The 13,790-nt window shown below is 38.1% G+C and carries 9 protein-coding genes and 3 tRNA genes; 2 read left to right on the top strand and 10 right to left on the bottom strand.

Features of this window, described 5'->3' with window-relative positions; all coding sequences use genetic code 11:
* Positions 1–3: 3 nt before the first annotated feature.
* Both menD and AC1DEF_RS00055 read right to left on the bottom strand, forming a co-directional pair.
* Positions 4–1,758 carry a 2-succinyl-5-enolpyruvyl-6-hydroxy-3-cyclohexene-1-carboxylic-acid synthase gene (gene menD, locus AC1DEF_RS00060; RefSeq protein WP_097824720.1) on the bottom strand — a complete coding sequence of 585 codons (1,755 nt, stop codon included), beginning with the start codon at positions 1,756–1,758 and terminating at the stop codon, positions 4–6.
* Complete coding sequence (locus tag AC1DEF_RS00055; protein ID WP_097824721.1) at positions 1,745–3,166, bottom strand: isochorismate synthase; 1,422 nt, start codon at positions 3,164–3,166, stop codon at positions 1,745–1,747. Before AC1DEF_RS00055 ends, menD begins: the two co-directional genes overlap by 14 nt.
* A 352-nt stretch (positions 3,167–3,518) precedes the next feature.
* Here AC1DEF_RS00055 and AC1DEF_RS00050 point away from each other — a divergent pair, with 352 nt between their 5' ends.
* Both AC1DEF_RS00050 and AC1DEF_RS00045 read left to right on the top strand, forming a co-directional pair.
* Positions 3,519–4,271: a TraR/DksA C4-type zinc finger protein gene (locus tag AC1DEF_RS00050; RefSeq protein WP_097824722.1), complete on the top strand. Its 753-nt coding sequence runs from the start codon at positions 3,519–3,521 to the stop codon at positions 4,269–4,271.
* Positions 4,272–4,365: 94 nt separating this feature from the next.
* On the top strand, positions 4,366–5,163 hold the full coding sequence (locus tag AC1DEF_RS00045; protein ID WP_013059569.1) for a TIGR00266 family protein: 798 nt from the start codon (positions 4,366–4,368) through the stop codon (positions 5,161–5,163).
* A gap of 38 nt (positions 5,164–5,201) precedes the next feature.
* Here AC1DEF_RS00045 and AC1DEF_RS00040 read toward each other — a convergent pair whose 3' ends face one another.
* From AC1DEF_RS00040 to AC1DEF_RS00005, 8 genes are all read right to left on the bottom strand, one after another.
* Positions 5,202–7,613, bottom strand: coding sequence for a glycogen/starch/alpha-glucan phosphorylase (locus AC1DEF_RS00040; protein ID WP_016765785.1), 2,412 nt, complete (start codon positions 7,611–7,613; stop codon positions 5,202–5,204).
* Positions 7,614–7,626: 13 nt separating this feature from the next.
* Positions 7,627–9,057 carry a glycogen synthase GlgA gene (glgA, locus tag AC1DEF_RS00035; protein ID WP_097824723.1) on the bottom strand — a complete coding sequence of 477 codons (1,431 nt, stop codon included), beginning with the start codon at positions 9,055–9,057 and terminating at the stop codon, positions 7,627–7,629.
* Complete coding sequence (locus AC1DEF_RS00030) at positions 9,054–10,079, bottom strand: glucose-1-phosphate adenylyltransferase family protein (RefSeq protein WP_025750736.1); 1,026 nt, start codon at positions 10,077–10,079, stop codon at positions 9,054–9,056. Before AC1DEF_RS00030 ends, glgA begins: the two co-directional genes overlap by 4 nt.
* A gap of 22 nt (positions 10,080–10,101) precedes the next feature.
* Positions 10,102–11,253, bottom strand: coding sequence for a glucose-1-phosphate adenylyltransferase (locus tag AC1DEF_RS00025; protein WP_016765788.1), 1,152 nt, complete (start codon positions 11,251–11,253; stop codon positions 10,102–10,104).
* Positions 11,204–13,165: a 1,4-alpha-glucan branching protein GlgB gene (glgB, locus tag AC1DEF_RS00020; RefSeq protein ID WP_043975848.1), complete on the bottom strand. Its 1,962-nt coding sequence runs from the start codon at positions 13,163–13,165 to the stop codon at positions 11,204–11,206. The genes AC1DEF_RS00025 and glgB overlap by 50 nt, the downstream gene beginning before the upstream one ends.
* Positions 13,166–13,458: 293 nt before the next feature.
* A tRNA-Glu gene (locus AC1DEF_RS00015) sits at positions 13,459–13,530 on the bottom strand.
* 20 nt (positions 13,531–13,550) lie between these two features.
* Positions 13,551–13,641, bottom strand: a tRNA-Ser gene (locus tag AC1DEF_RS00010).
* Between the two features lie 3 nt (positions 13,642–13,644).
* Positions 13,645–13,719 (bottom strand) — tRNA-Asn (locus tag AC1DEF_RS00005).
* Positions 13,720–13,790 lie beyond the last annotated feature (71 nt).

Raw genomic sequence — 13,790 nt, 5'->3', positions numbered from 1 at the left:
TGCCTATTCCTCACCGTTTGACAAATTTATTTCCTCGGAAACAAGTTTCCACAAACTGCGATGAGTCTCTACATTTTCTGTACGAGTTGTACGAATCTCTACAACATGCAATCCGCCTTTTGTGAAAGCATGGTTCATTGCATGTCGAAATTCTTCCCAGCTGCTTGCTGAAGAAAATGTGCCATCATACAGACGAGTGGCATGCTCAAAGTTTAATCCAGTTGGCGTACCGAATAGAAATTCAAAGTGCTTTTCTTGTTTTGACTGCGGTAAAAATGAAAAAATTCCTCCGCCGTCATTGTTAACTAGCACAACGGTTAAATTTAAATTATGCATTTTAGCTGCCAGCAGACCATTTAAATCGTGATAAAACGATAAGTCACCAATAAATAAAACGGTGTGATCGTAAGCCGTGCTTACGCCTAGAGCAGACGAAACTACACCATCAATTCCATTTGCGCCCCGATTTACAAAGAGTGGAATATCTTTTTCCGTATTTAAGAAGAAAGAATCAATATCTCGAACAGGCATTGAATTTCCAGCAAACAAAGCCGTGCCTTCAGGTACTACATCAACAATTTCTTGAACTACTTGTCCTTCGAACCATTCCTGGCCGGAAGTTAATGTTCTCAGAGCCTGTGCAGTTTGAGCATTAATCTTTTTCCACAGACTCAGCCATGAAGTAGACTCCTCTTGATTCGCTGAAAGACGCTTGATCAGTTCTTCACAAAATAATGTCTCATCAGCTTCAATCATCACTGTCGAACGTAAAGTAGGGTCTCTCCAGCCTTTACCTTGGTCAACTACAAACATTTCTGTCGGCTCGTGGGCTTTCAAAAATTGCAATAGCGGTTTCGATACCGGCATCGCGCCAAAACGAATGACAACTTCCGGATAAAAACGCTCATCAACCTTATCACTTTTTAAAAATGTATCATATGTCTCTATTACATTTTCTTTTGAATGCTTGCCGCTTCTTAATTGTGATAACGGATCTGCGATCACTGGAAAGCTTAAAGATTCAGCTAAACGGCATACGCTGTCTGCTGCTTTTAAAGACATTTGATCTCCGCATATAATAAGTCCTTTTGTTGTTCCCTCTAAGCGCTTCGCAATTTCTTCGAAACCTTTTTCAGATAGAGATGCTTCTCCATGAATAGCAGACACATATGATTTACCGCGTTTCCCTTGACTCCATAAATCTTCAATAGATAAATCTGGTACAATCGGTTCACGTAAAGGTACGTTAATGTGTACAGGACCGCTCGGTATAGCTTGAGCTGTATGAACAGCCCTTGAAGCTACTGTTCGAATATAACGATTCATATCTGCACTTTCTTCTGGTAAAGCTGTATCTACAAACCACTTCGCATATTGACCGAAAAGATGATTCTGATTAATGGCCTGCGGGGCACCTATATCCCTTAACTCATGCGGCCGATCGGCTGTGATAACTACTAAAGGAATGCGTGAATAGTGAGCTTCAATTACTGCAGGATAATAATTCGCTGCAGCTGTTCCAGATGTACATACAAGCGCCACTGGTTTTTTCTTTGCTTTTGCTATTCCTAGAGCAAAAAAGCCGGCGGAACGCTCATCAATATTTAAGTGCACATGAATATCAGGGTGCTCAGCCATAAGCATCGCAATAGGCGTTGAACGTGACCCTGGACTGACCACTACTTCTTCAACATTTGCTTCTACTAATTCATCCACGAATGACGCAATATACGTTGTTAATGATTTAATGTGTTCCACGCATAATCCCTCCTAAAGCTGAAAGCATCGGGTTGAATTTAATTCTTGTTTCTTCATATTCACTTTCAGGCTTAGAATCTGCTACAATTCCACAGCCCGCAAATAAAACGGCTTCTTGCTGCTGAATAACAGCGGAGCGGATTCCTACTATAAATTCACCGTTTCCGTTGATATCCATCCATCCTAAAGGAGCTGCATACCACCCTCGGTCAAAGGATTCTAGCTGTCGAATAATAGGCAAGGCCTCCTGTTGAGGATATCCTCCTAGCGCTGGTGTTGGATGGAGCTTTTGAATAAATGAAAATAGCGTTACATCTTCCTTTATACGCCCTTTAACAGGTGTATACAAATGTTGAATATGCTTTGTTTTATATAAACTTGGCGTACTTGGAATTTCTACTTCATAACAATAAGAATTCATCGCTTCTTTAATCATATGAACAACAACATCGTGTTCAATTAAGTTCTTGGGATCTTGAAGCAATTCCTCACCTAGTTCGTGATCTTCCTGCCTTGTCTTTCCTCTTGGAATCGAACCCGCTAAACATGTGGAAAACACATAATCTCCTTGTTTTTGCACTAGCCTTTCTGGGGAAGCGCCGATAAAATGCTGATGCTCTCCCTCTAAAATATATGTGTAGCTAGTTGGCTGTTCCTTTAACAGACGCTGAAGCACGTATTCAGTAGAAATATCTTCATTAAATTTTACTTTTAATTGACGAGCAAGAACTACTTTCTCTATAGCCTGTTGCTTAATTAAAGTAGTAGCTCTTTCAATATTTCCTTTAAATTTCTCTACCCCAATTTCCTCTTTTTCCAACAGCAAAGGGGAAATATGGGATTCCCCGTCGTACTCTTCACAAAGAACAAGTTTTTGGACCTCTTCGAAATAATTGATGTGCTTTTTAACAGAATCTTGTCCTTTAACCATCATATTAACGGTAAGGTATCCTTCTTTGTCTGCCTGAGTATATAACACAGTTGGAATCATAAATTTTGAACTCGGGAAATCACTCCAATAGTTTTCTCGATACTGATTTGGGTCAAATGAAAATCCTCCAAATAAAAGAGGACCTGTCCCATCAGGGGAAATTTGGTTATTTTTATAAAAGTCTTCTTTTATAAAGCGCTTCCATTCATTTTCAATGTGGAAATAACGTTCTTTTGCCGCATTGGTGCAAATAGTATGCGCATATCCTAATCCAACAAATGTATAATAACTGTTGGGATCTTTCCAAAAAAAGCGTTCTTTATAAAACTGGTCATGTCCGTTCGCATAAAAAATAAGGGGGTCAATAGGTCTTACTTTTTTCACTAAACTGACCAATTTTGGCTGATTTTCATTTTTTGCACACTCAATCGCATCTTTAATGTATTCTTGTACTAACTGTTCGGTCGTTGCAATCACACTACGTCCCCCCGTTCATCTTTTTTTCTTAAGTCTGTAACTAACTTATTATAAACTTTCAGTTCAAAAAAATCTAGCATCGCGATTCACGAGAAAAAATTAATTTCGCTTGTCTAAATTATGCCTTTTCATTAAATGAATCAAAAATCTTTATGATCTATTCAGTACTCTTTAGACCTCGAGAACGTTATTTTTATCATACCCTTTTCTATAACCTTTAACTTTCTTTAATTTTCCACTCCTTTTCTCTCTTAGCTTCATGAATATCCCAAATACTCCTAACATGAATCGTGTTTTTTTGAATTTTTAACACATACTACAAAAGCACAATAAATTTTTAAGGGGGAGCTTCATGACACTTTCAAAACAAGAAATCAGTCAGTTAAAACAAAATTTACAGCAGCAGCAGGCTGATATTCAATCGCACTTTGATCAAAATGATCATTTTGGTCTAACTCGAAGCGACGCTCACGATGCTGTAGGAGAACTTTCAAGCTACGATAACCACCCTGGTGACACAGCCACGGAAACATACGAGCGTGAAAAAGACCTTGCACTAAATGAACATGCAAAACAAGAGCTACATGAAATAGAAGAAGCACTTCAGGCAATCGCTCACAGCACGTATGGAACGTGCAAAGTATGTGGAGAAGATATCTCGTTTGAAAGACTTCAGGCTGTACCAACTACTTTATACTGTAGAGAACATAGCCCATCACAGGATATTCCAAAGCACAGACCTGTAGAAGAAAATGTTCTCCATCACCCATTTGGTCAATACGACTATGACGATACCGAAACAACAGGATATGACGCAGAAGATTCTTGGCAAGACGTTGCGCGTTACGGGACGTCTGAATCTCCTTCTGATTTTATAGAAGATACGTCTAACTATAGTGAAACCTATATTGAGGCAGATGAAGCTATTGGGTACGTTGAAGATTATGAAAACTTTGCCGCTACCGATTTATATGGACAGCCTCTTCCTATTTACCCTTCAAAAGAGCATGAGCGATATGAAAATGCACTGGATGAAGAAGGTACGATGACCATATTTGGAGATTTACCAGCCTATGAGAAAGATCCATACACTGAAAAGGAGTAGTTCTTCATACTACTCTTTTTTCTATTTTTAGTAGGAGCTATAGGAGATGACATCGAATGAATAGGAGATTAGAATTAATAATGAGGTGAAAATGATGAATGCACATGAAATTGATTACAAATTGTATGGAGATGACATGCAGTTTGTTGAAATTGAATTAGATCCTTCAGAAAGTGTTATAGCAGAAGCTGGAGGAATGATGATGATGGAAGATGATATTGAGATGGAAACCATTTTTGGTGACGGTTCTTCTTCCAACAGCAGCGGGCTGTTTAATAAACTCAAAGGAGCTGGGAAACGCGTATTAACTGGTGAAAGTTTATTTATGACGGTATATACAAATAACGGATATCACAAACGAAAAGTATCTTTCGCTTCACCTTTTCCAGGCAAGATTATTCCTGTCGATTTAGAGCAGCTCGATCATAAAATCATTTGTCAAAAGAGCTCCTTTTTATGCGCTGCCAAAGGCGTATCCGTTGGCATTGATTTTCAAAAAAAACTAGGAACGGGCTTCTTTGGCGGTGAAGGTTTTATTATGCAAAAATTAGAAGGTAATGGCTTGGCATTTTTGCATGCAGGCGGAACCATTCATAAAAGACAGCTGCAGCCGGGTGAACGCCTTCGTGTGGATACTGGATGTTTAGTAGCCATGACCCGTGATGTAAACTACAACATCGAATATGTAGGGAAAATTAAAACAGCTCTGTTTGGAGGGGAAGGCATGTTTTTTGCTACTCTGTCAGGACCGGGAACAGTTTGGATTCAATCTCTTCCTTTTAGCAGACTAGCCGATCGCGTTTTATCAAGTGCAGTTTCCCCAACGGGAGGTAAAGGTGAAGGCAGTATCCTTGGTTCTTTAGGTGATTTCTTAAACGGTGACAACAGATAAAATAGAAAAGGTGTAGTCTTTGACTACACCTTTTCTATTTATTGATTTAATAAATTTTTAGTGGAATGAATTCCCCAAATATCAGATGCATATTCCTCAATCGTTCGATCACTAGAAAAAAAGCCGGAGTGTGCAATGTTCGTCGCACTCATTTGAAGCCATTTATTTTCATTTCTATAAGCTTCGTTTACTTTTTGCTGTGCCGTAACGTATGAGTCAAAGTCACGGAGTACATAGTATTCATCATTTTGCATTAATAATGAATCATATATAGGCTCGAATAAGTCATATGTGTCAGGCAGGAAGCCGTTGGTAAGCTGCTCGAGCACTTGTCGAATCCGCTTATCATGATGGTAGTAATCATAGGCACGGTATCCTCCATTTTGCTGATAGCTCAACACTTCTTCGGCTTTTAATCCAAAAATAAAGACATTATCTTTTCCTACTGCCTCGCTAATTTCGACGTTCGCTCCGTCCATCGTGCCAAGAGTTAACGCTCCGTTCATCATGAATTTCATATTTCCCGTTCCCGAAGCTTCTTTGCTGGCGGTTGAAATCTGTTCACTGACATCCGCTGCAGGAAAGATATACTCAGCAAGTGACACACGATAGTTTTCTAAAAAAACGACTTTTAAAAACGGTGATGTTTGTGGATCATTATTGACAACATCAGCTACAGAGTTAATTAGCTTGATGACTTTTTTTGCATAATAATAGCCGGGAGAAGCTTTCGCACCAAAAATAAATGTACGAGGAACGATTTGAAAATTAGGGTCTTCTTTTAATCGATTGTACAAATACATAATGTGCAGCACATTTAAAAGCTGCCTTTTGTAAGCATGAAGCCTTTTAACCTGTACATCAAAAATAGAATTAGAATCTATTTTAATTCCCGTTTGCTCTTGAATAATATCCGCAAGCAGCTTTTTACGCTGTTGTTTTACTGTTTTTAGTCCTTGTAAAAAACTTGGATCTTCCACGTATTCTTGGAGCTTTATAAGAGAATGCGGCTGTTTAATCCATTTATCTCCTATCACCTCGGTAATAAGGGAGGAAAGCTGTGGGTTAGCTTTTAACAACCAGCGCCGGTGGGTAATTCCGTTCGTTTTATTGTTAAATTTAGCAGGATAAAACTGATAAAAATCTTTCATTTCTCGTTCTTTTAAAATATCAGTATGAATCTTTGCCACACCGTTTACTTTATAACTTCCCACAATTGCTAAATGAGCCATCTTTACTAACCCGTGCGCTAAAATAGCCATATTTTCAATCCGCTGCCAGTCCCCTGGATATGATTCCCATAATTCTTTACAAAAGCGCTCATTAATTTCTTCAATAATCATATACACGCGTGGAAGCAAGGGTTGAAATAAATCAATCGGCCATTTCTCAAGGGCTTCAGAAAGAGTCGTATGATTTGTGTATGATATGGTATTGGACGTAATATGCCATGCATCTTCCCATTCCATTTTTTCTTCATCCAGTAAAATTCTCATTAGCTCAGGAATCGCAAGTACAGGATGAGTATCGTTAATATGAATGGCTACTTTTTCGTGAAAGTTTGTAAGTGTTTGATAGGTATTTCGATGTGCTCTGATAATACTTTGTAAGCTAGCTGATACAAGAAAATATTGCTGTTTCAATCTTAATATTTTACCATCTTCATGTGTATCATCTGGATATAAAAATTCTGATACAGCCTCTGTTTGACGCTTATACTCCATCACATCTTTATGTACTGGAAATGATGAAGGCTCCGCATTCCACAGGCGAAGTGTATTCACTGTATCTGTTTTATACCCGATAACCGGGATGTCATAAGGAACAGCAGAGACGGGTTCTCCTTTTACATGACGAAAAGAGAATTTTTCGTCTTCCTGTACCATTTCAACTTCGCCCCAAAAGTTCACTTCTATGGCTTGATCTAATTTACGTACTTCCCATGAATTCCCATGCCTTAACCACTGTTCTGGGAGCTCAATTTGAAAGCCGTTTACAATCTTTTGATCAAACAAACCGTGTTTATAGCGAATCCCATAACCGTGGCCAGGAAGATTAAGTGAAGCAAGAGAATCTAAAAAACAAGCAGCAAGCCTGCCTAATCCGCCGTTTCCTAATCCTGCGTCTACTTCTATCTCTTCAATATTTTCAAGTGAAATATTCAGATCACTTAATCCTTCTTTTACAACTTCCCGAATTCCTAAGTTCAACAGATTTTGACCCAATAGTCTGCCTAGTAAAAATTCGATAGAAAGATAATACACTTGCTTTGTATGTGAAGACCTATGAATTTCATTGGTTGAAATCCAATCGCTGCTAATATACTCTCGCACCATATTTCCTAATGTATGATAGTGATCTTGAACAGTAGATTCTTTAAAGCTCTTTCCATATGTCATTTCCAGCTTTTTCAAAAAAGCCTCTTGAAAGCTTTTTTTATCAGAGAACAATCTGCTCACCCTTTCACGATGGAGTAGATGTCAAATTTGAATACAATTGATTATATTTAAATGCCGATTGCCCCCAGCTATAATCCTGACTCATAGCATCCATCATTAATTTTTTCCATACATCTTTCTGGTGATAAAATGAAACAGCTCTTTCTAACGTATGAAGCATGTCATGAGCATTATAATTCTTAAAAGAGAAGCCATTTCCCTCTCCGCTATATTCATTATAAGCTTTGACCGTGTCATTCAGGCCGCCCGTTTCACGCACGACTGGAATGGTTCCATATTTTAAGGCTATTAATTGTCCGAGTCCGCAAGGCTCAAAACGGGAAGGCATTAAAAATAAATCCGTACCAGCATAGACTTTATGAGCAAGTTCCTCATTAAAACCAATAATAGCTTTTACTTGTTGCGGGTACGTATCTTCCATCTCACGGAAAAACTGCTCAAACTCGTATTCTCCAGTTCCTAAAATAACAATTTGGGCTCCTAAGTTAACCGTCTCATGGAAAACGTGCTTAACTAAATCCAATCCCTTCTGCTGAGTTAACCTTGTAACCATCGAAATAATTGGAACATCCTTATTTTCTTCTAATTCAAGATAGCGCTGGAGCTCTTTTTTATTTTTATATTTTCCTTCAATCTTTTCTACCGAATAAGGATAAGATATAAGCTGATCTGCGTCTGGGCTATAAGCTTCTTCATCGATTCCATTTACAATCCCAATTAAATCTTGATTTCGCTGACGCAATAATCCATCTAAACTTTCTCCGTAATATGGCATTTGAATTTCATCTCGATATGTAGGACTTACCGTGGTAATTTTATCAGCTGATACAAGCGCAGCTTTCATAAAATTAATATTCCCATAAAACTCGAGCTGGCTTGTAGTAAAATAATATTCATTTAAATTTAATAACTCATATAAATTGCTCTTAGGGAAGATTCCTTGGAATTGTAAGTTATGAATCGTAAAGACCGTCTGAATATGATCATACATATCATAATTAGCACGAAGTAAAAATGGAATCATAGCCGTATGCCAGTCGTGACAATGAATAATATCAGGCTCATTCTCTAAAAATGGGATAGCTTCAAGCACAGCTCTGCTGAAAAAAGCAAATCGTTCAGCGTCATCATAGTGTCCATATAAGCTATCTCTTTTAAAATAATATTCATTATCAATGAAAATATATTTAACGCCATCCATCGTTAACGATTCAATTCCGCAGTACTGTCTTCTCCACCCAACCTGCACATGAATAACTTTTTCAAGCACCATTTCATCTTGATAATGTTGAGGAATCGTTCCGTACTTTGGCATGACTACACATACGTTCGTTCCTAACTTTTTTAATTCTTTAGGCAGGGCACCAGCTACGTCTGCTAATCCTCCTGTTTTAATAAAAGGTACACATTCTGATACAGCAAATAATACATTCACGACTTCATCAACGCTCCTTGAGTTGTTCCTTTAGCAATGACTCTAGGTAATCCTGACTCACCTAGCAACGTTTCATTACTTCCTATTTTCACATCTTTGTCTAAAACAACATTTTCTAATACACTATTTTCTAAAATAACGCCTTTTTGCATCACAATGCTATTCTTAACGACCGTACCTTTTCCAATTTTAACGCCTCGGAAGATAATACTATTTTCCACATGCCCTTCAATCACGCACCCGTTTGCGATCATTGAATTTTTCACAACCGCTTTTTTTGCGTAACGAGTAGGCGGTTCATCTTTTACTTTAGTGAAAACAGGACGTTCGTTAATAAATAGCTGCTTCCAAACATCTGGAGATAAAATTTCCATACTTGTTTTATAGTAGGCATCTAAGCTAGAAATCTCAGCCGTATATCCATGGTGCTCATACTTTTCTACACGATGAGATTGTGCCATATATCGAACCATTTCTTTAATCGTATAAAAATCATGGGATTCATTTTGCAAAATATTAACTAGAATAGATTTATTAATAATATACATATTAAGCGATTTATCACCCTGCTTCATTTCAGTAATATCTGCATTTGAAGCAATATGACGTTGCAACACGTGCTCAAAGTCAACTGTACATATCGTATAACTATTCGCAATTAATACGTATTCCTGCTTACTTCTTAAGAAATAATCAATATGATAACGGAACTGCGTGAATAGTGATGGACTTTCTAAGTGTAAATCACTTGTCATAGGAGGGAAGATAAACAATCCATCTCGCTTCCGATCCAAATCCCACTCTTTTCCTGAACCTATATGATCCATCAATGCGCGATAGCGATCACGAGGAAAAATGGCAACGCTCGAAATTCCAGAGTTCACCATATTAGAAAGCGTAAAATCGATTAATCGATAGCGTCCTGCAAAAGGAATGGCAGCAATCGATCTATAAAAGGTTAAAGGCTGTAGCGCTGTTGTGTTTGTACAAGCATCAATAATACCAAGCATTTGATTATTCAATGTCGTTCATCCTCTCTGTTCGTTAAATGCATTTAGCAACTGATTCAATCAATTCTTGAGTAACAAGAATTACTTCTTCGCTTCCTTTGGTCGGTCGAATAATAGTACCGTCTGGAACTTCAATATCCGATGGGACAATAGCGTTTTCAATATATACGTTAGAACCTATCTTTGCAGTAGGCATGACAACCGTTTTCTTGACTTCAGAACCTGAGCCGATTTGTACACCTGGAAATAACACGGACTGCTCTACGTTTCCTTCAACAACGCACCCTTCATTTACTAATGACTCCACCACGCAGGCGTTTGGCGCGATATATTGAGGAGGCTGATTAGGGTTAACAGAGTATACTTTCCATGAAGAGTCAAATAAATTAAGCTCGTCTTTATCACATAACAAATCCATATTCGCTTCCCACAAGCTTTTTACAGTTCCTACATCTTTCCAATAACCTTGGAATGGGTATGCAATTAGCTTTTTCTTTTCGTCTAGTAAAAGCGGAATAACATCTTTACCAAAATCATGGCTTGAATATGGATTGCGTGCATCCATTTCTAAATATTCTTTTAAAATACTCCATTTAAAAATATAAATCCCCATGGAAGCTAGATTGTTTTTAGGACGCTGAGGCTTTTCATCGAACTCCATTACGTCTAGGTCACTATTTGTATTTAAAATACCAAAACGGCTCGCTTCCTCCCAAGGTACTTCAATAACAGAAATCGTTACGTCTGCTTCTTTGTTTATATGATAATCAAGCATATTTTCATAGTTCATTTTATAAATGTGATCACCTGATAGAATCAGTACGTACTCAGGATCATACTGTGTTAAATAGTTTAAATTTTCATAAATAGCACTAGCCGTCCCTTTATACCACTTTACTCCATCTGACTCCGCGTATGGAGGCAATACCGTAACGCCACCATTCCGTCGATCCAAGTCCCAAGCGCTTCCAATTCCAATGTATGAATTGAGAACTAGCGGTTGGTATTGTGTTAACACACCTACTGTTTCAATACCTGAATTTGTACAATTACTTAAAGCAAAATCAATAATTCGATACTTACCACCAAATGGTACAGCTGGCTTTGCTAGATTTTTTGTAAGTGAACTTAGCCGACTACCTTTTCCTCCTGCCAATAACATCGCTACGCATTTCTTTTTTAACATGTTGTTTTCTCTCCCCTCGTTTTCTCTTTGCTCGTAGTATACTAATGCCAAACGGCGGAATATTCATTTCAATGCAAAAAGGTTGGCCGTGAAACGATTCATCCACTGATTTTAATGCCTTTTTATTTACAATACCTGAACCGCCGTACACTTCGTCATCACTGTTAATAACTTCAATGTACTCTGTCTCAACTGGAACTCCAACTTTGTAAGAATGATATGGATGCTCAGAAAAATTGCTAACAACTATAAAAATCTCCTGATTTTCTTTCGACTTACGAATAAAAGAGAAAATTTGTTGATGATGGTTGTTAACATCAATCCATTCAAATCCATCTGGATTATGGTCTAATTCATATAAAGGCTTGCTTCTCTTATAAATCTTGATGAGATCCTTCATATATCCGTTAAGATTGCGATGCATATCAAAATCATAAAGCATCCAATCCAACTCCTCTAAATCTTTCCACTCATCAAATTGGCCAAACTCTCCGCCCATAAATAAAAGCTTTTTCCCAGGGTGTGCAAAGAAATATCCATATAGCAGTCGAAGCTGTGCAAACTTGCGCCAGTAATCACCTGGCATTTTATTAAGTAATGATTTTTTCCCATGTACGACTTCATCATGAGAAAGCGGCAAAATAAAGTTTTCGTTAAACGCATACATTAGTGAAAAGGTCATTTTATCGTGAAGATAGGGACGTCTTTCCACGCCAGCTTCCATGTATGTTAAAACGTCATTCATCCATCCCATGTTCCACTTATAATTAAAGCCTAAACCACCCTCATACGTAGGTGCTGTAACAAGCGGCCAGTCCGTTGAATCTTCTGCCATCATTAATATCGTTTCATCAGATTCAAAAACAGCTTCATTCAACTTTTTCAAAAAGCTGACAGCTCCATCATTCACTGCTTTTCCAGAAGAATTTTGCCAATAAAGCATATTGGCTACAGCATCTACTCTAAATCCATCTATATGGAAGTACTCCAACCAAAACAAAGCGTTCGAAATCAGAAAACTTTGGACTTCAGGCTTTCCTAAATCGAAATTAGCTGTTCCCCAAACGTAATTTTCACGATCGGGCTCTTGTTTGTATTCATAAGTAGGTTCTCCATCGAACATATACAGACCATGTTCATCCTTACAAAAATGCCCGGGTACCCAGTCTAAAAGAACCCCTATATTGTTTTGATGACACTCATCTATAAAGTTCATCAACTCTTTAGGTGTACCGTATCGACTGGTAGCAGAATAGTATCCAATGCCTTGATATCCCCAGGATCGGTCGAGCGGATGCTCAATGACTGGTAATAACTCAATATGTGTAAAACCTTGTTCAGCAATATAAGGAATAAGCTCCTGTGCTAATTCACTATATGTATAAAGGCTGCCATCTTCATGAGTCCTCCAAGACCCTGCATGCAGCTCGTAAATACACAGTGGTCTTTCATATATATTTTGCTGTTTTTTCTTTCTACGCCAATATTGATCGTTCCATTTGTACCCATCTAATGAGTAAACAATAGACGCAGTGTTCGGACGCACTTCACTGAAGAAAGCGTATGGATCTGCTTTTAATTTTTTTTGATTGCTTTGTGTGATGATTTCATATTTATAAATAGTCCCTTGTTCTAACTCAGGGATAAATGTCATCCAAATACCTTGTTCATTAACTTTAACCATTGAATGTTGAAAACCGTTCCATTTATTAAAATCACCTACAACGCTTACACTCTTTGCATGAGGTGCCCACACGCAAAATCGTACGCCTTCAATTCCTTCTACCGTTACCTGATGCGCACCGAAAATAGAGTAACTGCGAAATAAGTTTCCTTCGTGATACAAATGAACATCAAATTCAGTAGGCTGAACCGCTAGATTCACTTTTGCCACCCCTTTAACTTCAAACATAATATACGCACATAATATACGCTTCTTACCACTCATTCCCTTTTACAGTAAAAACATAAACCTTTTCTACAAATATAATAGAATAAATGTTCTTTTAAATTGCTCTTTATCCCATACTCTTCATACTTTATTACTTTATGAATAATTCTATATGACATAGGGAAAATCCTGCTTAAAACTTACTTTTTATTCTGAAAATTCATGGTAATTATTCCTAACTATTATTTCTGTTTACTTAATCTTTAAAAAAGCGCAAATAAAAAAGGTTTGCATATATGCAAACCTTTTTGAGATGACCCGTACGGGATTCGAACCCGTGTTACCGCCGTGAAAGGGCGGTGTCTTAACCGCTTGACCAACGGGCCATATTTGAATTTAAAACGACTGGCGGAGAAGGAGGGATTTGAACCCTCGCGCCGCTTACACGACCTACACCCTTAGCAGGGGCGCCTCTTCAGCCACTTGAGTACTTCTCCGTATGGCTCCACAGGTAGGACTCGAACCTACGACCGATCGGTTAACAGCCGATAGCTCTACCACTGAGCTACTGTGGAATATGGTGGGCCTAAGTGGACTCGAACCACCGACCTCACGCTTATCAGGCGTGCGCTCTAACCAGCTGAGC

It is taken from the genome of Priestia sp. 10L35, from assembly GCF_056395685.1.
The sequence above is the reverse complement of the archived record's forward strand: the minus strand, read 5'-3'. Positions and strand labels throughout refer to the sequence as shown.